The following is a 23,571-nucleotide window of genomic DNA, read 5'->3' on the forward strand; positions in this document are numbered from 1 at the left end:
TTGTCATGTGAAAGGACGTGTCGGCATAACCACATGTCCGGGCACTTATTTCCCATCACGTGCGGGCACCGCTTAGACTGGCCCGGACTTTGCTACCTTGCGGTTCATGCCCACGGATTTCCTCACCTCCGCCGCCATCGGCGTGCTGGCCCAACTTGTCGATGGCGCGCTGGGCATGGCCTATGGCGTCACCTCGGCGGCGTTGCTGTTGGCGCTGGGCCTTCCGCCGGCCATGGCGAGTGCGAGCGTGCATTACGCGGAAACGTTCACCTGTGGCGCTTCCGGCGTCAGTCACCTGGTGGCCGGCAACGTGCTCAAGCGGCTGTTCTGGGCGCTGGTGGTTCCCGGCGCCATTGGCGCCACCATCGGCGCCTACGTGGTGAGCCACGTGCCGGCACTGTGGATGAAGCTGGCGCTCACACCCTATCTGATCGGCATGGGCCTGTTCCTGTTGTTTCGCCGCCAGCCCCGCCAGCGGCTGCACGAGGAGACCCCCAAGGTCAGCCGCCCACTGGGCCTGGTCGCCGGCTTCGCCGACGCGGTGGCTGGCGGCGGCTGGAGCGCCCTTACGGTTCCCACCCTGGTGGCCCGCGGCGTGCGTCCCCGCATGGTCATCGGCACGGTGCACCTGGCCAAGTGCGTGGTGAGTGCGGTGGCCAGCATCAGCTTCTTCGTCCATGTGGGATTCCCGCAGGGCGCCTCGGTGCTGGGGCTGATTGCCGGCGGCGTGGTGGCCGCGCCACTGAGTGCCCTGCTAGCCCGTCGCATGCCACCCCGCGTAGCCACTGTTCTGGCTGCGCTGGCCGTGCTGGCCATCGGCATCAATAACATCGCGCACACCTTGCTGGTTCACTGACCGGCATCAACGGGAGCGTCATCGCATTCGCTTAGAATGGCGCAATGACCTCACCATCCAGCCTCCCCATCGAAGTCCGCGGCAGCGCCAAGCAGCCGCTGGGCATGAGTCCCGCGCAGTTCCTGCGCGATTACTGGCAGAAGCGCCCGCTGCTGATCCGCCAGGCCTTCCCCGATTTCGTCTCGCCGATCGAACCCGATGACCTCGCCGGCCTCGCGATGGAAGAAACCGCGCTGTCGCGGCTGATCATCCACGACGAAAACCGCGATCGATGGAAGGTAAAGACCGGTCCGTTGACCGAGAAGGACTTCGCCAGCACGCCCAACAAGAACTGGACCCTGCTGGTGCAGGACGTGGACAAGTGGGACGCCGACGTGGCCGGCCTGCTGGAGCACTTCACCTTCCTGCCCAGCTGGCGCGTCGACGACATCATGATTTCGTACGCCGAACCGGGTGGCGGCGTGGGCGCGCACGTGGACCAGTACGACGTGTTCCTGTTGCAGGGCCTTGGCCAGCGTCACTGGGCGATCGACACCAACCCGGATGCACCCAAGGATTTCCGCCCCGACGTCGAGCTCAAGCAACTGGCCACGTTCGACCCCGACCATGAATGGCTGCTCGAACCGGGCGACATGCTTTACCTGCCGCCGGGCGTGCCACACGACGGCGTCGCCTTTGGCGGCCCGTGCCTGACCCTCTCGCTGGGCATGCGCGCGCCCTCGCGGGCCGAACTGACCGGCGACCTGGCCGATTACCTCGCCGAGCGCCTGCCCGACGAACTGCGCTACACCGACCCCGACCTCGCTCCGGCCAAAGCCGCTGGCGAAATCGACAAGGCGGCCCTGACCCGTCTGCGCGAGGCGATGCCATTCGCCGCCGCGCTGGACGATGTCACCCTCACCGACTGGTTCGGCCGCTTCATCACCCGCTATCGCAGCGCGCAGATGCCGGTTCCTCCCGAAAAGGAAGTGACCTCCAGTGCGCTGGGCAAGCAGCTCGAGGGCGGCGCGTCCCTGCTTCGCCATCCCTGGGCCCGCATGGCGTGGGCACGTGGCAAGCGAGGCGCCACGCTGTTCGTGAACGGACATGCCTACCCGGCCGCCGCCAGGCTGGCGGAGCAACTGTGCGGCGAACGCGAATTCACGCCCGGCCAGCCCATCGCCGAGGACGAACTGGCCTTGCTGCTCGCCCTGGTCAACGACGGCCACTTGATCGCCCGCAAGGGAAAGCGCCGATGACCGAACGGGACGCCGCCGACGATGCAGCCAAGGGCCGCGAAGGCGTGCTGGACGCCAGCGATCGTGTGCAACTGGCAGCTGCCCGGCTGCAGCTGCTGGTCGAGGCGCGCCACCGCATCGCCATCTACCAGCCTGCGCTTTCGGACGACGTCTACGGCTCGACCCCGGAACTGGCGGAGCTGCGTCGCCTCGCTACCTCGGGACGTGGCGCGGAGATCCGCCTGATCCTGCACGCGCCGGAAGACGCGCTGCGCGACAACCATCGCCTGATCGCCCTGGCCCAGCGCCTGCCCAGCGCCGTGCTGGTGCGCACGCCGCAGGAAGACGTGGATCTTGCCTACGCCTCGTCCTACCTGCTCACGGACCAGGGCGGCTACCTGTTCCAGCCGGACGCTCGCCGCGCCGACGGCCGCGCCTCGCTGGCCGATCGCGCCGCACACGCGCCCCTGATGCAGCATTTCAATGAGGTGTGGGAGCGCTCGGCCCGGGCCACCGCGTGGTCGCCACTGGATCTCTAGCCACAGGCTGAACGGGAAGCCATTTGCCTGCATGGCGTGTCATGGCACGGCAAAACGAACGCTTCACCGTAGAAATCCGCGACCTACGACGATGGTCGATACCCCTGAACTCGAAATATCGACCATCGTCCCCATCTGAATGAGGTCTTTTGGGTTGCCGCGTCGCAGCAGCCCAAGGCTATAATTAACGGGATTTTTCCCAGCCATCCGGCCAACCCCGGTCGGACCGGCTGCATGCTTCCCTTCCTCACCGGTGGTGACGTGAGCACTAATCTGATTCGCGAGTTCTTCGATTCCTCCCAGCTCGCCGGCGGCAACGCCGATTACGTTGAACAGCTCTATGAAGCGTGGCTGGCCGACCCTTCGTCGGTCGAAGCCACCTGGAGCAAATACTTCGAGACTTTCAAAGGCCGCGAGTCGGGGGACGTGCCCCACTCTGCGGCCATTGCGCGTATAGAGGCCGCACAAAAGCAGCGTCGCAACGGCGTTGCCGTCGCTGCCGGCCCGGTTGATGACGCCCACGCCCGCAAGCAGGCCGGCGTGCTGCGCATCCTCACCGCGTACCGCTCGCGCGGTCACCTCGCCTCGAACCTCGACCCGCTCGGACTGGCCGAGAAGCTGCCGGCGCCGGATCTGGAACCCTCGTTCCACGGTCTGTCCGATGCCGACCTGGATACCGAGTTCGATTGCGGCAACTTTGCCGGTGGCGGCCAGCGCATGAAGCTGCGCGACCTGCTGGCTCGACTGAAGAAGGTGTACACCAACACCCTCGGCGTCGAGTTCATGCACATCAGCAACCATGAGCAGCGCAACTGGATCTACACCCGTCTTGAGCAGGCCAACGGCAATGCCGGCCTGGATGCCGCCGGCAAGAAGCGCATCCTCGCCGAGCTGACCGCCGCCGAGGGCCTCGAGCGCTACCTGCACACCAAGTACGTCGGCCAGAAGCGCTTCTCGCTGGAAGGCGGCGACAGCCTGATCCCGATGGTGGACGACATGGTCCGCGCCGCCGGCGACAACGGCATCAAGGAAGTCGTGATCGGCATGGCCCACCGCGGCCGCCTGAACATGCTGGTAAACATCCTCGGCAAGCCGCCGCGCACGCTGTTCAACGAATTCGAAGGCAAGTGGGATCACCCGGATGATCCGGCCCACTCCGGCGACGTGAAGTACCACATGGGTTTCTCCGCCGACGTCAAGACGCCGAACGGCGGCACGCACGTGGCGCTGGCGTTCAACCCGTCGCACCTTGAGATCGTCAACCCGGTGGTGGCCGGTTCGGTGCATTCGCGCCAGATCCGTCGCCGCGACACCGAGCGCAAGCAGTCGATGGCCGTCATCGTGCACGGCGACTCGGCGCTGGCCGGCCAGGGCGTGAACATGGAACTGTTCAACATGTCCCAGGCCCGCGGCTTCAAGATCGGCGGCAGCCTGCACATCGTGGTGAACAACCAGGTGGGCTTCACCACGTCCAACCCGCAGGACACCCGTTCCACGCTGTACTGCACCGACCTGGCCAAGATGGTCAACGCGCCGGTGTTCCACGTGAACGGCGATGATCCGGAAGCCGTCATCCAGGCCACGCGCCTGGCGTACGACTTCCGCAAGCAGTTCCGCAAGGACGTGGTCATCGACCTGGTGTGCTACCGCCGCCATGGCCACAACGAAGCCGACGAGCCGTCAGCGACGCAGCCGGTGATGTACCAGATCATCCGCAAGCGTCCGACCACGCGCGATCTCTACGCGCAGGAACTGGTCAAGCAGGGCGTGATCGCCGAAGGCGACGGCCAGAAGATGTTCGAGGACTACCGCGCACGCCTGGAAGCCGGCGAGCCGATGACCGAGCTGACCACCGCGCTCATCAAGGACATCGAAGTGGACTGGGACAAGTTCATCGGCGGCAAGCTGACGAACGACACCCACACGGGTTACTCCAAGCAGCGCCTGGTGGAACTGGCCAACCAGATCCTGGTGACGCCCAAGGACATGACGCTGCAGTCGCGCGTGGCCAAGATCTATGAAGATCGCGCCAAGATGGCTTCCGGCGAACAGGCCGGTGACTGGGGCTTCGCCGAGAACCTGGCCTACGCCACGCTGATCGACGAGAACTACAACCTGCGCCTGGTCGGCCAGGACGTGGGTCGCGGCACGTTCTTCCATCGTCATGCCGTGCTGCATGACCAGAAGACCGGCTACACCTACATGCCGCTGGCCAACGTGCGCGATGGCGCCGACGTCGAAGTGATCGACTCGCTGCTCAGCGAAGAAGCGGTCATGGCGTTCGAATACGGCAGCGCCACCACCGATCCGTACACCATGCACATCTGGGAAGGCCAGTTCGGCGACTTCGCCAACGGTGCGCAGGTGGTGATCGACCAGTTCATCAGCTCGGGCGAGTCCAAGTGGAATCGCCTGTGCGGTCTGGCGCTGTTCCTGCCGCATGGCTACGAAGGCCAGGGTCCGGAGCACTCCTCCGCCCGCCTTGAGCGCTTCCTGCAGCTGTGCGCCATGGAGAACATGCAGGTCTGCGTGCCCACCACGCCGGCGCAGGCGTTCCACATGATCCGCCGCCAGATGGTGCGCCCGACGCGCAAGCCGCTGATCGTGATGACGCCCAAATCGCTGCTGCGCCACAAGCTGGCCGTGTCCACGCTGGATGAGCTCGCCAACGGCAGCTTCCAGCTGGTGATTCCGGAGCATCGCGATCTGGCCGCCAAGAAGGTCAAGCGCGTGGTGCTGTGCTCGGGCAAGGTCTACTACGACCTGCTCGAAGACGCCGAGAAGCGTGGTGCCAACGACGTCGCCATCGTGCGCGTGGAACAGCTTTACCCGTTCCCGCGTGCGCAGGTCACGGCCGAACTGGAAAAGTACCCTTCCGCCAAGGAAGTGGTGTGGTGCCAGGAAGAGCCGATGAACCAGGGCGCGTGGTTCCAGATCCGTCATCACCTGCAGGCCTGCGTCAACAACAAGCAGAGCCTGTCGTACGCCGGTCGCGCCCGTTCCGCGGCGCCGGCAGCGGGTCACCTGAACACGCACGTCGCCGAGCAGGCGGCGCTGGTCGAGCAGGCACTGGTCTCGCCGATCGGCACCGATCACGCTGCTGAATAAAAAATCCTAAAAAGTGCGGCCATGGATGGCCGCTATTTGAATCTGGCGTTCAAGGATGGACGCACTACTCCAAGGAATTCACATGAGCATCGAAGTCAAAGTTCCCGTTCTGCCCGAATCCGTTTCCGACGCCACCATCGCCACCTGGCACAAGCAGGCCGGTGAAGCGGTCAAGCGCGACGAAAACCTGGTGGACCTGGAAACCGACAAGGTTGTGCTCGAAGTGCCCTCGCCCGTCGATGGTGTGCTGAAGGAAATCAAGTTCCAGTCCGGCGACACCGTGACCAGCCAGCAGGTCATCGCGGTGATCGAGGAAGGCGCAGCCGCCGCTGCTCCGGCCCCGGCCGCTGCTGCCCCGGCTCCCGCTGCCGCCGCTCCGGCCCAGGCCGCTGCCCCGGCGATGGCTTCCGCCGGCAACGCTGATCTTTCCCCGGCCGGCCTGCGCGTGGCCACCGAACAGAACATCGATGCGTCGAAGGTTGCCGGTACCGGCCGCGACGGCCGCGTCACCAAGGAAGACCTGCTCAACGTCGGCAAGGGTGGCGCCGCTCCGACCTCTGCCGCGCCGGCTGCCAAGCCGACCCCGGGTTCGCGTCCGGAAGAGCGCGTGCCGATGACCCGCATGCGCGCCCGCATCGCCGAGCGCCTGATGCAGTCGAAGAACTCCATCGCCATGCTCACCTCGTTCAACGAAGTGAACCTGGCCGAAGTGGTGAAGATGCGCAAGGCGCTGGGCGAGTCGTTCGAGAAGGCCAACGGCGTGAAGCTGGGCTTCATGAGCTTCTTCGTGAAGGCCGCTGCCGAAGCGCTGAAGCGTCACCCGCTGGTGAACGCCTCGGTCGACGGCAACGACATCGTCTATCACGGCTACCAGGACATCTCCATTGCGGTCTCGACCGACAAGGGCCTGGTGACGCCGGTGCTGCGCGACGTGCAGGACATGAACTTCGCCGACGTCGAGCGCGGCATTGTCGATTACGCCAAGAAGGCGCGTGACGGCAAGCTGGGCCTGGACGACCTGCAGGGCGGCACCTTCACCATCACCAACGGCGGCACCTTCGGTTCGCTGCTGTCCACCCCGATCGTGAACCCGCCGCAGAGCGCCATCCTGGGCATGCATGCCATCAAGGAGCGCGCCATCGTCGAGAACGGCCAGGTAATCGCCGCCCCGATGATGTACCTGGCGCTGTCCTACGACCACCGCATCATCGACGGCAAGGACGCGGTGCTGTTCCTGGTCGACATCAAGAACCAGCTTGAGAACCCGCAGCGCATGTTGCTGGGAATCTGAGCGCGCATGTGAGCGCCCCGCTCACATGCAATAGGTACGAAGCTCTGGCGGCGGGCAGTGGCATTGAATCCACGCTCGCCGCACCTATCTTCCGCAACACAAGTGACGCCCTCCCCAGCGCGCCACACAGCAAGGAAAAACCATGAGCGAAAAATTCGACGTCATCGTCATCGGCGCCGGCCCGGCCGGCTATGTGGCCGCGATCCGCGCCGCGCAGCTGGGCCTGAAGACCGCCTGCGTGGACGCGTTTGTCGGCAAGGACGGCAAGCAGGCCCTCGGCGGCACCTGCCTCAACGTGGGCTGCATCCCGTCCAAGGCACTGCTGGATTCGTCCAAGCAGTACTACAACATCGCGCACAACCTGCCGGTGCACGGCATTACGGTGGAAGGCGCCAAGGTTGACCTGGGCACGTTCATTGGCCGCAAGGACAAGATCGTCAAGCAGTTCACCGGCGGCATTGGCCAGCTGTTCAAGGCCAACAAGATCACGCCGTTCTTCGGCAAGGGCAAGCTGCTCAAGGGCAACGAAGTCGAGATCACCGGCAACGACGGTTCCAAGCAGACCATCAGCGCTACCAACGTGATCCTCGCCACCGGCTCGGTGCCGATCGAACTGCCGTTCGCCAAGTTCGACAACACGATGATCGTCGACAACGCCGGCGCGCTGGACTTCACCGAAGTGCCCAAGCGCCTTGGCGTGATCGGCGCGGGCGTGATCGGCCTGGAACTGGGCAGCGTGTGGAAGCGCCTGGGTTCGGAAGTGACCGTGCTCGAAGCGCTGCCGGATTTCCTCGGCGCCGCGGACGCGGACATCGCCAAGATCGCGCTGAAGGAATTCACCAAGCTGGGCCTGGACATCAAGCTGGGCGCCAAGCTGTCGAAGGCCGAGATCAAGGGCAACGAAGTCCACCTCACCTACAACGACAAGGACGGCGACCATAACGTCGTGGTCGACAAGCTGCTGGTCGCCGTGGGCCGTCGCGCCTACGCCGATGGCCTGCTGGCCGACGACACCGGCGTGAAGCTGGACGAGCGCGGCCGCATCGTGGTCGACGAACACAACCACACCGGCGTGAACGGCGTATGGGCCATCGGCGACGCCGTGCGCGGCCCGATGCTGGCGCACAAGGGTTCCGAGGAAGGCGTGGCCGTGGCCGAGTGGATCGCCGGCAAGGCGGGCCACATCAACCTCGATACCGTGCCGTGGGTCATCTACACCGAGCCGGAAATCGCCTGGGCCGGCAAGACCGAGAAGCAGCTGAAGGAAGAAGGTGTGCCGTACAAGGTGGGCACCTTCCCGTTCGCCGCCATCGGCCGCGCCGTGGCCATGAACGAGGCCATCGGCCAGGTGAAGATGATCGCCCACGCCGAAACGGATCGCATCCTGGGCGTGCACATGGTGGGCCCGGGCGTGTCCGAGCTGATCGCCGAGTGCGTGGTCGCGATGGAGTTCAAGGGCTCCTCCGAAGACCTGGCCCGCATCGTCCACGCGCATCCGACGCTGTCCGAAGCCGTGCACGAGGCTGCCCTGTCGGTCGACAAGCGCGCCATCCACAAGGGCAACTAAGCCTTTTTGGTCGATGGCCGCAACGGCCCGCTCGTGGAAACATGAGCGGGCCGTTGCTTTTTCGGGGACGAGTGAATAGAAACAAAGGGTGGAACCCCGGTTCCTCCGTCAGCCCGCCCCCCTGTTTTCCCTTCCGCCCGTGATTCCCCGTTCTCATGCCAACCGCCCTTTGCGTCTATTGCGGCTCCAGCAGCGGCAAATACCCTGAATACGTCGAACAGGCCCGCGCCTTCGGCACCGAAATGGCCAGGCGCGGCATTGCGCTGGTCTACGGCGGCGGCAAGGTCGGCCTGATGGGCACCGTCGCCGATGCCGTGCTTGCCGGTGGCGGCAAGGTCATTGGCGTGATCCCGCGCCAGCTGGTGGACCGCGAGGTGGCGCACACTGGCCTCTCTGAGCTGGTAGTGGTCGAAACCATGCACCAGCGCAAGACGCGCATGTTCGAGCTGTCCGATGCTTTTGTCGCCCTGCCCGGTGGGTTCGGCACCATGGACGAGATGTTCGAGATGCTCACCTGGGCGCAACTGGGCCTGCATCGTTACCCGTGCGGCTTCCTTAGTGTGCGCGGCTACTACGACCGGTTGCGTGGAATGGTCGACCATATGGTCGACGAAGGCTTCATCACGCCGGGACAACACGAAAGTGTATGGTTCGGTGACGACATGCATGCGTTCTTCGATTGGATGCCGACGTACCGGGGCGAACGCGCCTCGCGGCTCATCGACAAGCGCATCGTCGACGCCTGATCGCCCACGGCACGCCGCAAAGGATTTCCCCCATGAGTTCCCCCTCCGCCTTTCGCGCCTTCCGCATTCACAACGACGCCGCCGGTTACCGCGGCGGCCTGGAAACCATCGACGCCGATGCACTGTCGCCGGGCGAAGTGCTGGTCAAGGTTGCCTACTCGTCCATCAACTACAAGGACGCCCTTGCCGGCACCGGCAAGGGGAAAATCCTGCGCCAGTACCCACTCAACGGCGGCATCGATGTTGCCGGCACGGTCGTGGCGTCGACCGACCCGGCGTTCAAGGAAGGCGACGCGGTGCTGTGCACCGGCAGCAGCCTGTCAGAGACGCGCGATGGTGGTTACGGTGAATACATCCGCCTGCCTTCGGCATGGACCATCCGCCTGCCCAACGGGCTGAGCCTGCGTGAAAGCATGATCATCGGTACAGCCGGCTTTACGGCTGCACTGGCGCTGCTGCGCATGGAAGACAACCGTCAGACGCCCTCGCTCGGTCCGATCGCCGTCACGGGCGCCACCGGCGGCGTGGGCATGCTCGCCATCGACATCTTCACGCGCGCGGGCTACGCCGTGCACGCCATCAGCGGCAAGGCCGCGCATTTCGACTTCCTGCGCGATCTCGGCGCCGCCGAATGCATCGACCGCCACCAGCTCGTCTTCAGCGGCAAACCGATGGATTCGGCCCGTTTCGGCGGGGCGCTGGATAACGTCGGTGGCAGCATGCTGGCTGGCCTGCTGCCCCTCATTGCCCCGTATGGCAATGTCGCCATCTGCGGCAATGCGGGCGGATTCGACTTTGAGAGTACGGTCATGCCGTTCATCATCCGCGGGGCCAGCCTGCTCGGCATGGCTTCCTCCGGCACGGCGCGCGATATCCGCGACCGCGTGTGGGAGCGCCTTTCCGGCGACTGGAAGCCGCAACATCTTGAGCGCATTGCCACGCGTGAAGTCACGCTGGACCAGTTGCCCGATGTGTTTCCCCGCATGCTGTCGGGTGAATCGTTCGGGCGTACCGTAGTGCGCATTGGTAGCGCAAGCTGAGCTTCCGGTTGGCTTGGAAGCTCCGCGACAGCGTCATAGAATCCAACGAAACAACAAGGGGAATTCCACCTTATGGCACGCATCCTGATCGTCGACGATTCGCCGTCGCAGCTGTTGGGCATCAAGCGCATCGTCGAAAAGCTCGGGCATGAAGCGTTGACTGCCGAGGACGGCGCCGCTGGTGTCGAGGCGGCCCGGCGCGAACGCCCCGACCTGATCCTGATGGACGTGGTCATGCCGAACCTCAATGGCTTTCAGGCCACGCGCACCATCAGCAAGGACCCGGACACGCAGCACATTCCCGTCGTGCTGGTGACCACGAAGGACCAGGAAACCGACAAGGTGTGGGGCCTGCGCCAGGGCGCCAAGGCGTACGTCACCAAACCGATCAAGGAAGAGGAACTGGTGACCACGCTCAAGGAACTGCTGCCCGCGTGATGCTGGTGATCAGTTCCACAAAAAACGGCGCCTTTCGGCGCCGTTTTTCGTTGAGGCGTGTGCTCAGCCGCGTGGATCGTAATCGCTAAATTCATCGCGCAGGCTTTCGTAGGCTTTTTTCTGCGCATCCGTATCAGCCAACGGCGCGCGAATGGAAAGCTCCACCAGCTGGTCGCCCGGATGAGCTCCCGGCAAACCGCGTCCTTTCAATCGAAGTTTGCGCCCGGATTGCGAACCCGCAGGAATGCGCAGGTCGACCGCGCCGGCCAGCGTCGGCACCGGCACGGTGGCGCCCAGCGCAGCTTCCCATGGTGCGATGGGCAATGTATGCAACACGTTTCGGCCGTCCAAACGGAATCGCGCGTCATCGCGGATGCCCACTTCCAACAGCAGGTCACCGTTAGGCGCGCCACCTGAGCCACTGTGCCCCTGCCCGGCCAGGCGAATCACCTGACCCGGCTGGATACCGGCCGGAATCTTCACCTCCAGCACGCGCTCGCCACCGCTTCCATCCTGCAGGGCCAGACGCGTGCGACCGCCATCGAACGCGGTCTGCAGATCGATCTGCACGTGGGCGTGTACATCGCCACCGCGACGCGCGCGTGGCGCACCGCGATGCGCACTGGCACCGCCGCGTCCGAACAGGCTTTCGAAGAAGTCGCTGAAATCGCCGCCGCCGTCGCCGCCGAAATCGAAACCGTGGCTCTGCCCCCAGCCCGGCGGCGGCCGGAACTGTTCGCCACCGCGATAGCCGCCGGCGCGAAGCTCGTCGTACGCGCGGCGCTTCTCGGCATCACGAAGCACTTCGTTGGCTTCGTTGATGGCCTTGAACTTGTCCTCGGCGCCCGCGTCCTTGTTGCGGTCCGGATGGTATTTCTTGGCCAGCTTGCGATAGGCGGCCTTGATGTCCGCCTCGCTGGCATCAGGCTTCACGCCAAGAATGTCGTAATAGTCTTTGAATTCCACTGCCACTCCCCGGCAATCCACCCGCCCGAACCGATGCTGCAGGAGCACCCGCAGCCCCACCGGCTGGTCGGCGAGGTTCGCCCGACTTGGTTGGGTCATGCATGGCGATGTTTCGCCACCCTCTCTATGGTCAGCCAAATGGGTGCGAAAACCGCGTGATTCAAGGCGACAAGGCGGCCTCTCGGCGCTAGCATCGCCTCTTCCCTACACCACAGGCCACCTCCCATGAGCATCCAGGTTGGCGATACCCTGCCCGACGTCGAAATCCGCGTCGTCGGCGACGGTATCGAGCAGGTTCAATCCGCATCGTTGTTCGCCGGCCGCAAGGTGGTGCTGTTCGCCGTGCCCGGCGCGTTCACGCCCACCTGCTCCAACCGCCACCTGCCCGGCTACGTGGAGCAGTTCGCGCAGTTCCAGTCGCGCGGCATCGAGGTGATGTGCCTGGCCGTGAACGATGCCTACGTCATGCAGGCATGGGCGGCCTCGCAAAAGGTACCGGCCGGACTGCTCATGCTGGCGGATGGCAACGGCAACTTCACCAAGGCGCTGGGTCTCGAACTCGACGGCAGTGGCTATGGCATGGGCCTTCGCGCTCGCCGTTTCGCCTTGTACGCGGAAGACGGCGTCGTCAAGCTGCTCAACGTCGAAGCTCCGGGCGAGTTCCGCGTCTCGACCGCCGAAGCGATGCTCGAAGCCATCGGATGACCGGAACGACACGGGTGAGGACGCGCCACGCCGTGAGCGTGAGCGTCTTCGTTATCGTTCGGCAGGGAGAGGACTTGTTGCTCCTGCGTCGAGCCAACACAGGATGGCATGACGGCTGCTGGAGCCTTCCCGCGGGTGCGCACGAGGGAGGCGAAACGCTTGAGCAGGCGGCGGTGCGGGAGCTTCGCGAGGAAACCGGGCTCAACGTACAAGAGCGCAACCTGACACTCGTTCACCTGCTTCACTGCCGTGCGGGTGACAACGGCGATGAATGGCTGGGTGCCTTTTTCGTCGCTGAATCGTGGACCGGCTCGCCCATGCTCGGCGAGCCCGGCAAGCATGACCGCATCGGCTGGCATGCCCTGTCGGAACTGCCCGCACCCTTGATTGCCTATGTACGACAAGGGATGGAGCAAGGGCTTCAAGGGACATCGTTCTCGGCTTTCGGCTGGTGAACCCGGCGCCGCCGTACACCGTTTCTTGCTGGCCGCTCGCGTAGCCTCGGCCTTCGATTCGTTCCGACAAGGGCCACACTCATGGCAGCCAGAGAACAACGCATTCCGGGACCGGACCATCCCATTTCCGTTACGCCGAGTGCCGATCACATCGTCGTGCGCGTGGCCGGCAAGATCGTCGCCGATACGCGGGCGTCATTGAGCCTTCAAGAAGCCAACTATCCCGTGGTGCACTACATCCCGCGCAAGAACGTGGACATGTCGCTACTTCAACGCACGGATCACCATACGTATTGCCCTTACAAAGGCGACTGCTCGTACTACAGCATTCCCTCGGCCGGCGAACGCGGCACCAACGCCGTCTGGACGTACGAGCATCCCTACGATGCCGTTGCCGCCATTAATGGACATCTAGCGTTCTACCCAACACGCGTGGATGCCTTCGAAGTGATACAGAACTAACAGCGGCAGCGGAATTATCGTTCGTGCCAAGGAATACTATCGGGCTCTGCCGCGCTCGATCGAAGTCACGCAACGCCCTTGCACTCAAGATTTATCTGATATTTTTCCCTTTGCCATGTCCATAGGCTGTCTCTTCTCTAGACGGCGAAGGACATGGAATATGAAGTGGCAAGTAGTGCTGGGCGTAGCCATGGTAGCCGCGATGGCGATCGCCATGGCTGCGCTCGCTTTCTATGTGCTGACCAAGCTGGAGACATACGCGCGCCGCAAAGACCAAAAAAACCTAGAGCAGCCGCCAGAGCGCGAACAATTGTTGTGTTTCGGCGTCATCATGGCAAAGCGCAACGGTGAGGCGTTACGAATCCTCCCCCAACGCAACCGATACACTGCGTCTTACAAGATTAACGACCTTCGCGTCGGGCTCGCCGAAGCATGGGAAATTAACGACAGGCAGTCCGCCATCAACGCAATTCAAGCACTCATCAGTGAAGGGCGCCGGGCCTACTTTGGTGATGACTTCAAGCGCCTGCAAATGAGCGGAAACTCGGAGGCACTTGAATATCTCAGTGGCGCCGACATTGCGCGTTGGAATCGGGTCAAGGAAGCATGGTTGAAAGAAGGGCTAGCATTGCCTGCGAACCTATCCATGGCCGCCTACGATTATGAACGCATCGCATGGTTGGCGCGTGGCTGTTTCCACTTGGGTTATCTGACAGAAGATGAAACATGGCGCCACCTGGCATGGGTTGCCGATCAGTCATGCCACGAGTTCGCTTCGTGGACCGAATACGGCGCGTCTTTTGTCCTCGGCCGAGCGGCAACATTTAGCGGTGAACCTGACACCGCCAATGGCGTGGCTGCAGTAAAGGAATTACTTAACGGCAAAGATACATGGCTTGGTCGCCCGCATCTCTGGCAGGACTACCCACTTAAGGACATCGGTCTCCGATCAGAAACGCCCCTGATTTAAGCGATAAAGCCACCTCAAGGGGAACGCTTAGCCTTAGGTCGAAGTCGGTTCGTCGAACTTCAATGCAATCGATGAATTGGGCAGTTGCCGTCTTCAATTGATCCCCTAAAAAGAAACCCGGCTAAGACCGGGTTTCTTTTGTTCGAGGAACTGAAGATCACTCGCCGTCGGCAGGTGCCTCGGGAGCTGCGTCGACCGGGCTTTCCTCGCCCTCGCCTTCGCCGTTCTCCTGTTCCGCATCCAGACGCACCACGCTCACCAGCTTTTCGTCGGTCGGCAGGCGAATCAGCGTGACGCCCTGCGTGTTGCGACTCAGCTGCGAGACTTCCGCCACACGCGTACGCACCAACGTGCCCTGATCGGAGATCAGCATCAGTTCGTGCGCTTCGCCCGCCTGGACAGCGGCAACCAACGCACCGTTACGCTCGGAACACTGGATGCCGATGACGCCCTGCGTGCCACGCCCCTTCTTGGGGAACTCATCGAGCGTGGTGCGCTTGCCGTAGCCGCGTTCCGTCGCCGTGAGGATGTCGCCCTCGGCGGCCACGATCAGCGAGACCACTTCGGCACCATCACCCAGCTTCATGCCGCGCACGCCGGTAGCCGTACGGCCCATCGAACGCACTTCCGATTCGTCGAAGCGCACCGTCTTGCCGTTGGACGCAAACAGCAGCACATCGCTGTTGCCGTCGGTGAGCGCGACATTGACCAGCGCATCACCCTCGTCGAGGTTGATGGCGATCTTGCCCTTCTGCAGCTGGAACGCGAACTCGGTCAGCGGCGTCTTCTTCACCGTGCCCTGCTTGGTGGCGAAGAACACGAAGCGATCTTCGGTGTACTCACGCACCGGCAACACGGCCTGCACCTTCTCGCCCTCACCCAGCGGCAGCAGGTTCACCATGGGCTTGCCACGCGCGTTCGGACCCGATTCGGGCATCTGGTACACGTTGAGCCAGTACACGCGACCGGTGCTGGTGAAGGTGAGCAGCGTGTCGTGCGTGTTCACCACCCACAGCTGCTCGACGAAATCCTCGTCCTTCAACGCCGAGGCCGAACGGCCCTTGCCGCCGCGACGCTGGGCGCGATACGTGCTGGCCGGCTGGCGCTTCACGTAACCGGTGTGCGACAGCGTGACCACCACGTCTTCCGGGGCGATCAGGTCGAGCACGTTGAGATCTTCCTGCGAATGCTGGATCTCGGTGCGACGATCGTCGCCGAACTCTTCCTTCACCGCTTCCAGTTCTTCGCGAATCACGGAGAGCAGGCGTGCGGGATCTTCCAGGATTTCGATGAGGCCACGAATGGTCTCCAGTACCTGGCGATATTCGTCGGACAGCTTTTCCTGTTCCAGGCCGGTCAGGCGATGCAGGCGCATCGCGAGAATTTCCTGCGCCTGCACTTCGGACAGCTGGTAACCCTCGGCTTTCAGGCCATCGCGCGGGTCCATGTCTTCCGGACGCGACGCTTCGGCACCCGCAGCCCCAAGCAGCGTCGACACCATGCCCGGCTGCCACTTGCGCGCGAGCATGCGCTCGCGTGCTTCCTGCGGCGAAGCCGAGGTGCGGATCAGCTCGATCATCTCGTCGATGTTGGCGAGCGCGACGGTGAGACCTTCAAGGATATGCGCGCGGGCGCGAGCCTTGCGCAGATCGAAAATGGTACGACGCGTCACCACTTCACGGCGGTGACGGATGAACGCTTCAAGGATGTCCTTGAGGTTCAGCAAACGCGGTTGGCCGTCCAAAAGCGCAACCATGTTGATGCCGAACGTCACCTGCAGCTGCGTCTGCTGGAACAGGTTGTTGAGCACCACGTCGGCCATCGAATCGCGGCGGATTTCGATGACCATGCGCATGCCGTCCTTGTCGGACTCATCACGCAGTTCGCTGATGCCTTCGAGCTTCTTTTCCTTCACCAGCTCGGCGATCTTTTCGATCAGGCGAGCCTTGTTCACCTGGTACGGCAGCTCGTGGACGATGATCGTCTCGCGACCGTTGGATTCGGTTTCGATCTCGGTGCGCGCACGCACCAGGATGCGACCGCGACCGGTGCGGTACGCCTCGACGATGCCCGACGAGCCGTTGATGATGCCGGCGGTCGGGAAATCCGGACCGGGGATGTAGTGCATCAGGTCGTCGATCGACAGCGTGGGCTCGTCGATCAGGGCGATGGTGGCCGCGACCACTTCGGTCAGGTTGTGCGGCGGCACGTTGGTGGCCATGCCCACGGCAATACCGGCCGAACCGTTGATCAGCAGGTTCGGCACGCGGGTGGGCAGCACCAGCGGTTCGTGTTCGCTTTCGTCGTAGTTCGGACCGAAGTTGACGGTGTCCTTGTCGATGTCGGCGAGCAGTTCCTGCGTAAGGCGCGACATGCGCACCTCGGTGTAACGCATGGCTGCTGCGTTGTCGCCGTCGACCGAACCGAAGTTACCCTGGCCGTCCACCAGCATGTAGCGCAGCGAGAATGGCTGCGCCATGCGGACGATGGCGTCATACACCGACGAATCGCCGTGCGGGTGGTATTTACCGATGACGTCACCGACCACGCGGGCCGATTTCTTATAGGGCTTGTTCCATGCATTGCCCAGTTCGTTCATGGCGAACAGAACGCGACGATGTACCGGTTTCAAGCCATCACGTACATCGGGAAGGGCGCGTCCCACGATCACGCTCATGGCGTAATCGAGGTAGCTCTGGCGCATTTCGTCTTCGATGTTGACGCGAATGACTTCTTTGGCGAGTTCTGCCATCAATCGGTTCCCTGATGAAGAATGTGGGCCCCTGCGCGCTCCCCCTGGAACCAGGCGCGGGCAGCCTTGAGACAACCTGCGAATTGTAACACGCCGGGCGCGGAATTCACAGTATTTTCACCTTGAAAATCAAGGGCTTATACGGACGTTTTGGCGCCCTTGAAAAGCATCAGTCGCGCTGTCGAAAAATTGAACAGCGCAGCGACGAGCGAGCCACCCGCCGTGGCGATCGCAGGCCAGCGATGCAGCATCGGAAAGGCCATCAAAAGCGCGGCGTAGGTGCCGTAATTGACCAGCGCACCGACGCCCATCAGCGCCATCCAGTGCGCCCATTCGGAGAACAGGCTGCGGCCACTTTCGAGGTTCTTGAAGGTCTGTCGGCGGTTCCACAACCACGTCGCCGTCGCCGCCATGGGAATGGACAGCAGGCGCGCGTAGTACGCGTTCCAGCCACACCAGCTCACCAGCGCCTGCGCAAGGCCGGCATCAACGACGAAGCCGATGATGCCGCCGATCATGAAGAGAAAGAACTGCCGCGAGAGCTTCATCGACCGAAGAGGGCCTGCATGGCCTTGGTAGTGGGACGCTCGATCACGCCACGCTCCGTCACAATCGCATCGATAAGGTCGGCAGGCGTGACGTCGAACACCGGATTCCAGGCATCCGCGCCCTCCACCACCGTGCGACGACCGGCAACAGCCAGAAGCTCGGCCGAATCGCGAAGTTCGATCTCGATGTCGTCACCCGACGCCGTCGCCATGTCCACGGTGGAAGACGGCGCCACCACCATGAACTTCACGCCGTGATGGCGCGCGGCAATGGCGAGCTGATACGTGCCGATCTTGTTGGCGGTGTCGCCGTTGGCGGCAATGCGATCCGCCCCCACGATGACCCACTGCACCGCACCCGAACGCATCAAATGCGACGCAGCCGAATCGGCAATGAGCTTGGCGGGAATGCCGTCACGCACCAGTTCCCACATGGTGAGCCGCGCGCCTTGTTGCCACGGCCGCGTTTCGCCCGCGAACACCTGATCGATGCGGCCGCCAGCGACGCCGGCGCGAATGACGCCAAGCGCGGTGCCAAAACCCGAAGTCGCCAGCGAACCCGTGTTGCAGTGGGTAAGCACGCCCGAATGCGGGGCGATGAGAGCCGCGCCGAGTTCGCCCATGTGACGGTTGGCCGCGAGGTCTTCGTCCTGGATGGCCTGCGCCTCGCGCTCCAGCGCAGTGGCATCGGCGCCCTTGGCGATGCTCGCCTTCATGCGGTCCAGCGCCCACATCAGGTTCACCGCCGTCGGACGCGCGGCACGAAGCATGGCCAGTGCGCCGTCCAGCGCCTCGCCCTGCTTCGCTGCCAACACCACGCCCCAGGCCGCGGCGATGCCGATGGCCGGTGCGCCGCGGACGGCGAGATCCTTGATGGCCAGCGTCACCTGGGCTGCGCTGGTGCAGTCGATCCAGCGTTCTTCCTGCGGAAGCAGGCGCTGGTCGAGCAGACGAAGATGGTCGCCCTGCCACTGCACGGCGCGGATGCGGTCGTAACGGTCGTAATCCATAAAACTACTTCAGCTATGCGTTGAAAACGGGAGCGGCGGCGCAAACCTGCGCCTGCCGTGAGATCAGGCGCCTTCGGGCATCACGATCCACAACACGATGTAGATCAGGATGCCCGAGCCGCCCAGCAGGGTCAGGATCACCCAGAGCAGGCGCACCAGGGTGGGATCCCAGCCAAGGTATTGGGCGATACCGCCGCAGACGCCGGCGATTTTCTTGTCCGTAAGTGATCGATGCAGACGCTTTTCCATAACCCTGCCCGTGCGTATTGAGAGGGCTCAGTTTCTCGTACTGAGCCACTGATGGATAGCCGGCGGCACTTCACGCTGGGCGCGACCGGACACGTAGATGCCGATGTGGCCGCCCTTGAAGGCGATCTGCGTGTAGTCGGTGCTGCCCACATGCTTTTCCAGCGCGCGCGAGGCATCGGGCGGAACCAGGTGATCCTGCTCGGCGAAGATGTTCAGCACCGGCTGGGTGATCATGCCCAGGTCCACCGGCTTGCCACCGATGATCAGGTCGCCCTTGATCAGCTTGTTCTGCTGATAGAACTCCTTGATGAATTCACGGAAAGCTTCGCCCGCCTGATCCGGCGAGTCAAAGATCCAGCGTTCCATGCGCAGGAAATTCTGCAGCTCTTTCGGGTTGTCGAGAATGTCGACCAAACCCACGTATTTCTGCTGGTTGAGTCGCACGGGCTTCAACGTGAGGTACACCCAGTTGAGCAATTCGGCGGGAATATTGCCCATGGTGTCGACAAACAAATCGACGTCCAAATGCTGCGACCAGCTCGACAGCATGTTGTCCGGTGTCTTGAAATCCACCGGCGTGACCATGGTAATCAGGTTTTTTACCTTCTCGCCGTGCGTCGCGGTGTAGCACAACGAGAACGTGCCGCCCTGGCAAATGCCAAGCAGGTTGATCGCTTCGACGCCGGCCGACTTGCGCACGGCATCCACGCAGCGGTCGAGATAACCGTTGATGTAGTCATCCAGCGTCAGCCAGCGATCGGCGGCATCGGGATAACCCCAATCGAGCAGGTACACGTCCTCGCCCTGTTCGAGCAGGTTGCGCACCATGGAACGGTCTTCCTGAAGATCGGTCATCCACACGGTATTGACCAGCGCATAGACGATCAGCGTGGGCGTGGTGGCCGTGGGCTTGCCCTGCCCCTTCATGCGCCAGACGGAGAGCTTGTCTTCGCGATACACCAGCTCACGCGGCGTATTGGCGTATTCGGGCTCAAGCTGATGCTTGAGGTTGTCCATGCCGGCGGCCAGCTTGCGCTGGAAGGCGGCGATTTCGCCCATCAGCGCGGCGGGGTCGAGGCGAAGCGGTGGCTGCATGAGTGTTCCTTACTTTCGCTTGACGCCGCGCGCCACGGTTTTACGGGCGGCCACGGAAGATGCCTTGGGATGACGCACATCGAGGGCTTCGTCCATGGCGCGCTTGCCGCTGCGCGACGGTGCTTTCTTTTCAGCGGGCTTGGCTGTTTCTGCCTTGCCTGCCAGCTGACGCTTGAGCGCAGCCACTTCCGCGCGCAACGCCGCCACTTCGTCACCTTCCTGCGCGGGACGCTGGCCGCGTACTTCGCGGCGCAGCTCGTGCATGCGCTTGCCTAGCGACGTCACTTCATTGCGCGTGGGCATGCCCATGTCGCGGCAGAATGCATCGAGCTGCTGTTGCTGCAATCGGCGCATGCGTCCCTGTGCATTGACCATTTCGCCGTAGGCATGGCGAAATTCCTCGGACAAGGCAATCTTGGCGTATGCCTCTTCCGCCGCGTCCACCCACAGATCGTAAAGCGCCTTGAGCGATTCGACCTGCTTGGACGACTCGGTCAGCTCGGCAATCTTGAGCTGCAACCGTTCGAAACCTTCGTTGTTCGCGCGCTGGATGAGCGACTGGTATTTGCCGGACCATTCGAGGTAGTCCTGCATGGCCGCCGCCAGCGCCTGCTGCAAGCGTTGGCGCTCGCGCGTATAGCCGAAGGCTGCCATGTGCTCGACGTCGAACTTCATCCCCGGCATGCCCTGGGGATTGGCCTGCATCCATGACTGCCAGATCTGGCCGAAGCTCTTGGCGGCTTCGCTGTCGATGCTGGCAAAGGCGTGCGCGAACGGCTGGCCGCCCAGCGTCGAAAAAAGACTCTGCAGCGATTGCTGCCAATCGGCGGGGCCCTGCCCCATGCCGCTGCTGACCGCGCCCTGCAGCCAGTCGCCATACCCTTTCAGGGCAGCCATGCTGCGCGCCATCAGGTCATCGCTGGTGCCGGCTGGCGTGAATGCTGCGGCCCCTGCCCCGAACGGCCCGGCGGAAGCCGTTTGCTGTTGCAGGTAACGGGTCCAGGCATCCCAGGATTGCTGCGCCATTGCCTGGTAATCCTTCAGAAAATCACTTGCCTGGTCGGCCATGCCCACACCCTCATCATGCTCACGGCATCGTAGCAAAAGCATGTTGCCGGAATCGCAAAAAGCGCATTAGGTGAATGCCTATAAATGCGATCGTGCGGCGCAGCAATCAGCTGGTGGTCATGTGGCGCAGGAGGTGGCGAGAAGTCCCCCCCGGCCCGCCTCACCGTCATTCCCGGGAAGGCGGGAATCCAGCGCCTTTCTTTCGGTGAAAAGTCAACGTCAAAGTCACTGGATTCCCGCCGTCGCGGGAATGACGGTGAGGGAGCACGACGCGTGGTCGGGCTTCAGGCGGCCTTTGTTCTGGCCATCACATAAAAAAAGCCCGGCTTTCGCCGGGCTTTTTTCAGTACGTGTTGACCACGACTCAGGCGCTGGTGCCTTCGTCCTCGGTCACGGCCTTCATGGACAGGCGGATACGGCCCTGCTTGTCCACTTCCAGCACCTTGACCTTGACGATGTCGCCTTCCTTCAGCTTGTCGGAGACCTTCTCCACGCGCTCGCTGGAAATCTGCGAGACGTGCACCAGGCCATCCTTGCCCGGCATGATGGTCACGAACGCGCCGAAGTCCATCAGCTTGGCAACCTTGCCTTCGTAGATGCGACCCGGCTCGACGTCGGAGACGATCTGCTCGATGCGCGCCTTGGCGGCGTTGGCTGCTTCGCGATTGACCGAGGCGATGATGACGGTGCCGTCATCGCTGATGTCGATCGTGGTACCGGTCTCTTCGGTGATCGAACGGATGGTGGCGCCACCCTTGCCGATCACTTCGCGGATCTTGTCCGGATGGATCTTGATGGTGAGCAGGCGCGGGGCGAACTCGCTCATCTCGGTGCGGGCGGTGCTGATCACCTTGGCCATTTCGCCGAGGATGTGCAGACGACCACGCTTGGCCTGTTCCAGCGCCACCTTCATGATCTCTTCGGTGATGCCGTCGATCTTGATGTCCATCTGCAGCGCGGAGATGCCATCGGCGCTACCGGCCACCTTGAAGTCCATGTCGCCGAGGTGATCTTCATCACCCAGGATGTCCGACAGCACGACGAAGTCGTTGCCTTCCTTCACCAGGCCCATGGCGATACCCGCCACCGGAGCCTTGAGCGGAACGCCGGCATCCATCATGGCGAGCGACGAACCGCACACCGAAGCCATCGACGAGGAACCGTTGGACTCGGTGATTTCCGAGACCACGCGCACCACGTACGGGAATTCTTCGATGGTCGGCTTCACTGCCTGCACGCCGCGCTTGGCGAGGCGGCCGTGGCCGATTTCGCGACGCTTCGGCGCGCCGAAGCGACCGGCTTCACCGACCGAGAACGGCGGGAAGTTGTAGTGGAACAGGAACGGATCCTTCGATTCGCCTTCCGGCGCGTCGATGATCTGCGCATCACGGGTGGTGCCCAGCGTGGTCACGACCAGTGCCTGGGTTTCGCCGCGGGTGAACAGCGCCGAACCATGGGTGCGCGGCAGCACGCCGACACGGATGGAGATCGGGCGGACGTCGTCCAGGTTGCGACCGTCGATGCGGATCTTCGTCTTGAGGACGCCGTCGCGCATGGTGCGGTATTCGAGCTCGGCGAATTCCTTCGACAGCTCGGCCTTGTCCCAGCCCTTGGCTTCGGCATCGGCGGCCAGCGAAGCGAGCACGTCGCTCTTGATGGCCGAGATGGCGTCACGGCGCTGCAGCTTGTCGCGCACCTGGAAGGCAGCTTCCAGCTGGTTGCCGACGGCACCCGTGAGGGCGGCGACGAGCGACTCGTTGCGGGCCGGAGCCTGCCAGGCCATGGACGGACGGGCAGCTTCGGTGGCCAGCTCGGCGATGGCACGGACGGCCACCTGCAGCTGCTGGTGACCGAACACCACGGCGCCGAGCATCACTTCTTCGGAGAGCAGCTTGGCTTCCGACTCCACCATCAGCACGGCGTTGGCCGTACCGGCGACGACCAGGTCCAGCTCGGAGGTCTTCAGCTCGGTGGCGGTCGGGTTGAGCAGGTACTTGCCGTTGGCGTAACCGACGCGGGCAGCGCCGATCGGGCCCTTGAACGGGATGCCGGCGAGGCTCAGCGCAGCGGAGGCACCCAGCATGGCCGGGATGTCACCGTCGATTTCCGGGTTCAGCGACACAACCTGTGCGATGACCTGCACTTCGTTCTTGAACTCTTCCGGGAAGAGCGGGCGCACCGGGCGATCGATCAGACGCGAGGTGAGCGTCTCCTTCTCGGTCGGGCGGCCTTCGCGCTTGAAGAAGCCACCGGGGATACGGCCGGCCGAGTAGAACTTCTCGACGTAATCAACCGTGAGCGGGAAGAAGTCTTGACCTTCTTTCGCCTTGGCGTTGGCCACCACGGTGACCAGCACAACCGTGCCGCCCATGCTGACCATGACGGCACCGGAAGCCTGGCGGGCGATTTCGCCCGTCTCCAGTGTGACTTCGTGATTACCGAACTGGAATGACTTGGTTACTTTCGCCACTGTCTTTTCCTGAATTGGG

At 63.3% G+C, this 23,571-nt stretch carries 21 protein-coding genes; 13 read left to right on the forward strand and 8 right to left on the reverse strand.

What is annotated here, in order from left to right:
- Positions 1 to 106: 106 nt before the first annotated feature.
- From DK366_RS17200 to pilH, 9 genes are all read left to right on the forward strand, one after another.
- Entirely contained in the window at positions 107 to 856 is a 750-nt protein-coding gene (locus DK366_RS17200) for a sulfite exporter TauE/SafE family protein (protein WP_109126803.1), read from the forward strand.
- A 44-nt stretch (positions 857 to 900) separates the two neighbouring features.
- Positions 901 to 2,094, forward strand: coding sequence for a cupin domain-containing protein (locus DK366_RS17205; RefSeq protein WP_109126804.1), 1,194 nt, complete (start codon positions 901 to 903; stop codon positions 2,092 to 2,094).
- Complete coding sequence (locus tag DK366_RS17210; RefSeq protein ID WP_232821095.1) at positions 2,091 to 2,612, forward strand: hypothetical protein; 522 nt, start codon at positions 2,091 to 2,093, stop codon at positions 2,610 to 2,612. The genes DK366_RS17205 and DK366_RS17210 overlap by 4 nt, the downstream gene beginning before the upstream one ends.
- Before the next feature lie 234 nt (positions 2,613 to 2,846).
- The gene (locus tag DK366_RS17215; RefSeq protein ID WP_232821096.1) at positions 2,847 to 5,720 is read left to right on the forward strand and encodes a 2-oxoglutarate dehydrogenase E1 component; all 2,874 of its coding nucleotides are present in this window, start codon (positions 2,847 to 2,849) and stop codon (positions 5,718 to 5,720) included.
- A gap of 82 nt (positions 5,721 to 5,802) precedes the next feature.
- Complete coding sequence (odhB, locus tag DK366_RS17220) at positions 5,803 to 7,011, forward strand: 2-oxoglutarate dehydrogenase complex dihydrolipoyllysine-residue succinyltransferase (RefSeq protein ID WP_109126805.1); 1,209 nt, start codon at positions 5,803 to 5,805, stop codon at positions 7,009 to 7,011.
- 142 nt (positions 7,012 to 7,153) lie between these two features.
- The gene (gene lpdA / locus DK366_RS17225) at positions 7,154 to 8,578 is read left to right on the forward strand and encodes a dihydrolipoyl dehydrogenase (protein WP_109126806.1); all 1,425 of its coding nucleotides are present in this window, start codon (positions 7,154 to 7,156) and stop codon (positions 8,576 to 8,578) included.
- A gap of 155 nt (positions 8,579 to 8,733) precedes the next feature.
- Positions 8,734 to 9,324 (forward strand): TIGR00730 family Rossman fold protein, encoded by a 591-nt coding sequence (locus DK366_RS17230; RefSeq protein WP_109126807.1) that lies wholly within the window; start codon positions 8,734 to 8,736, stop codon positions 9,322 to 9,324.
- A gap of 32 nt (positions 9,325 to 9,356) precedes the next feature.
- Positions 9,357 to 10,364: an oxidoreductase gene (locus DK366_RS17235; protein ID WP_109126808.1), complete on the forward strand. Its 1,008-nt coding sequence runs from the start codon at positions 9,357 to 9,359 to the stop codon at positions 10,362 to 10,364.
- Between the two features lie 72 nt (positions 10,365 to 10,436).
- On the forward strand, positions 10,437 to 10,802 hold the full coding sequence (pilH, locus tag DK366_RS17240) for a twitching motility response regulator PilH (protein ID WP_109126809.1): 366 nt from the start codon (positions 10,437 to 10,439) through the stop codon (positions 10,800 to 10,802).
- A gap of 63 nt (positions 10,803 to 10,865) precedes the next feature.
- Here pilH and DK366_RS17245 read toward each other — a convergent pair whose 3' ends face one another.
- On the reverse strand, positions 10,866 to 11,768 hold the full coding sequence (locus DK366_RS17245) for a DnaJ C-terminal domain-containing protein (protein ID WP_109126810.1): 903 nt from the start codon (positions 11,766 to 11,768) through the stop codon (positions 10,866 to 10,868).
- A gap of 225 nt (positions 11,769 to 11,993) precedes the next feature.
- Here DK366_RS17245 and DK366_RS17250 point away from each other — a divergent pair, with 225 nt between their 5' ends.
- The 4 genes from DK366_RS17250 (at position 11,994) to DK366_RS17265 (ending at position 14,360) form a co-directional block, all read left to right on the forward strand.
- Positions 11,994 to 12,473 (forward strand): peroxiredoxin, encoded by a 480-nt coding sequence (locus DK366_RS17250; RefSeq protein WP_109126811.1) that lies wholly within the window; start codon positions 11,994 to 11,996, stop codon positions 12,471 to 12,473.
- Positions 12,470 to 12,928, forward strand: coding sequence for an NUDIX domain-containing protein (locus DK366_RS17255; RefSeq protein WP_109126812.1), 459 nt, complete (start codon positions 12,470 to 12,472; stop codon positions 12,926 to 12,928). Before DK366_RS17250 ends, DK366_RS17255 begins: the two co-directional genes overlap by 4 nt.
- Positions 12,929 to 13,009: 81 nt before the next feature.
- Positions 13,010 to 13,390, forward strand: a complete 381-nt coding sequence (locus tag DK366_RS17260; RefSeq protein WP_109126813.1) for a DUF427 domain-containing protein — start codon at positions 13,010 to 13,012, stop codon at positions 13,388 to 13,390.
- A gap of 160 nt (positions 13,391 to 13,550) precedes the next feature.
- Positions 13,551 to 14,360 carry a DUF1266 domain-containing protein gene (locus DK366_RS17265; RefSeq protein WP_157956601.1) on the forward strand — a complete coding sequence of 270 codons (810 nt, stop codon included), beginning with the start codon at positions 13,551 to 13,553 and terminating at the stop codon, positions 14,358 to 14,360.
- Between the two features lie 157 nt (positions 14,361 to 14,517).
- On the opposite strand, the gene gyrA is transcribed toward DK366_RS17265, so the two are convergent.
- The 7 genes from gyrA to pnp all read right to left on the reverse strand — a co-directional run bounded on the left by gyrA (position 14,518) and on the right by pnp (position 23,552).
- A complete protein-coding gene (gene gyrA, locus DK366_RS17270; protein WP_109126815.1) occupies positions 14,518 to 17,112 on the reverse strand; it encodes a DNA gyrase subunit A in 2,595 nt (864 codons plus the stop codon).
- Positions 17,113 to 17,249: 137 nt separating this feature from the next.
- Positions 17,250 to 17,660: a GtrA family protein gene (locus tag DK366_RS17275; RefSeq protein WP_109126816.1), complete on the reverse strand. Its 411-nt coding sequence runs from the start codon at positions 17,658 to 17,660 to the stop codon at positions 17,250 to 17,252.
- Complete coding sequence (gene mtnA / locus DK366_RS17280) at positions 17,657 to 18,670, reverse strand: S-methyl-5-thioribose-1-phosphate isomerase (protein WP_109126817.1); 1,014 nt, start codon at positions 18,668 to 18,670, stop codon at positions 17,657 to 17,659. Before mtnA ends, DK366_RS17275 begins: the two co-directional genes overlap by 4 nt.
- 63 nt (positions 18,671 to 18,733) lie before the next feature.
- Complete coding sequence (locus DK366_RS17285; RefSeq protein ID WP_109126818.1) at positions 18,734 to 18,919, reverse strand: PspC domain-containing protein; 186 nt, start codon at positions 18,917 to 18,919, stop codon at positions 18,734 to 18,736.
- Positions 18,920 to 18,946: 27 nt separating this feature from the next.
- A complete protein-coding gene (locus tag DK366_RS17290; protein WP_109126819.1) occupies positions 18,947 to 20,014 on the reverse strand; it encodes a class III poly(R)-hydroxyalkanoic acid synthase subunit PhaC in 1,068 nt (355 codons plus the stop codon).
- 9 nt (positions 20,015 to 20,023) lie between these two features.
- Complete coding sequence (locus DK366_RS17295; RefSeq protein ID WP_157956602.1) at positions 20,024 to 21,082, reverse strand: poly(R)-hydroxyalkanoic acid synthase subunit PhaE; 1,059 nt, start codon at positions 21,080 to 21,082, stop codon at positions 20,024 to 20,026.
- A 364-nt stretch (positions 21,083 to 21,446) separates the two neighbouring features.
- Positions 21,447 to 23,552, reverse strand: coding sequence for a polyribonucleotide nucleotidyltransferase (pnp, locus tag DK366_RS17300; protein ID WP_109126821.1), 2,106 nt, complete (start codon positions 23,550 to 23,552; stop codon positions 21,447 to 21,449).
- Positions 23,553 to 23,571: the final 19 nt, after the last annotated feature.

The organism is Dyella sp. C11, from assembly GCF_003121485.1.
GTDB lineage: Bacteria > Pseudomonadota > Gammaproteobacteria > Xanthomonadales > Rhodanobacteraceae > Dyella.

Excerpts from the sequence above, each read along its gene's own strand:
- DK366_RS17215 (WP_232821096.1), top strand. The coding sequence starts at position 2,847 with ATGCTTCCCTTCCTCACCGGTGGTGACGTGAGCACTAATCTGATTCGC.
- DK366_RS17265 (WP_157956601.1), top strand. The coding sequence starts at position 13,551 with ATGAAGTGGCAAGTAGTGCTGGGCGTAGCCATGGTAGCCGCGATGGCG.
- gyrA (WP_109126815.1), bottom strand. The coding sequence starts at position 17,112 with ATGGCAGAACTCGCCAAAGAAGTCATTCGCGTCAACATCGAAGACGAA.
- lpdA (WP_109126806.1), top strand. The coding sequence starts at position 7,154 with ATGAGCGAAAAATTCGACGTCATCGTCATCGGCGCCGGCCCGGCCGGC.
- DK366_RS17250 (WP_109126811.1), top strand. The coding sequence starts at position 11,994 with ATGAGCATCCAGGTTGGCGATACCCTGCCCGACGTCGAAATCCGCGTC.
- pilH (WP_109126809.1), top strand. The coding sequence starts at position 10,437 with ATGGCACGCATCCTGATCGTCGACGATTCGCCGTCGCAGCTGTTGGGC.
- DK366_RS17290 (WP_109126819.1), bottom strand. The coding sequence starts at position 20,014 with ATGCAGCCACCGCTTCGCCTCGACCCCGCCGCGCTGATGGGCGAAATC.
- DK366_RS17230 (WP_109126807.1), top strand. The coding sequence starts at position 8,734 with ATGCCAACCGCCCTTTGCGTCTATTGCGGCTCCAGCAGCGGCAAATAC.
- DK366_RS17210 (WP_232821095.1), top strand. The coding sequence starts at position 2,091 with ATGACCGAACGGGACGCCGCCGACGATGCAGCCAAGGGCCGCGAAGGC.
- DK366_RS17255 (WP_109126812.1), top strand. The coding sequence starts at position 12,470 with ATGACCGGAACGACACGGGTGAGGACGCGCCACGCCGTGAGCGTGAGC.
- DK366_RS17295 (WP_157956602.1), bottom strand. The coding sequence starts at position 21,082 with ATGGCCGACCAGGCAAGTGATTTTCTGAAGGATTACCAGGCAATGGCG.
- DK366_RS17205 (WP_109126804.1), top strand. The coding sequence starts at position 901 with ATGACCTCACCATCCAGCCTCCCCATCGAAGTCCGCGGCAGCGCCAAG.
- DK366_RS17260 (WP_109126813.1), top strand. The coding sequence starts at position 13,010 with ATGGCAGCCAGAGAACAACGCATTCCGGGACCGGACCATCCCATTTCC.
- DK366_RS17275 (WP_109126816.1), bottom strand. The coding sequence starts at position 17,660 with ATGAAGCTCTCGCGGCAGTTCTTTCTCTTCATGATCGGCGGCATCATC.
- DK366_RS17200 (WP_109126803.1), top strand. The coding sequence starts at position 107 with ATGCCCACGGATTTCCTCACCTCCGCCGCCATCGGCGTGCTGGCCCAA.
- DK366_RS17285 (WP_109126818.1), bottom strand. The coding sequence starts at position 18,919 with ATGGAAAAGCGTCTGCATCGATCACTTACGGACAAGAAAATCGCCGGC.
- odhB (WP_109126805.1), top strand. The coding sequence starts at position 5,803 with ATGAGCATCGAAGTCAAAGTTCCCGTTCTGCCCGAATCCGTTTCCGAC.
- DK366_RS17235 (WP_109126808.1), top strand. The coding sequence starts at position 9,357 with ATGAGTTCCCCCTCCGCCTTTCGCGCCTTCCGCATTCACAACGACGCC.
- mtnA (WP_109126817.1), bottom strand. The coding sequence starts at position 18,670 with ATGGATTACGACCGTTACGACCGCATCCGCGCCGTGCAGTGGCAGGGC.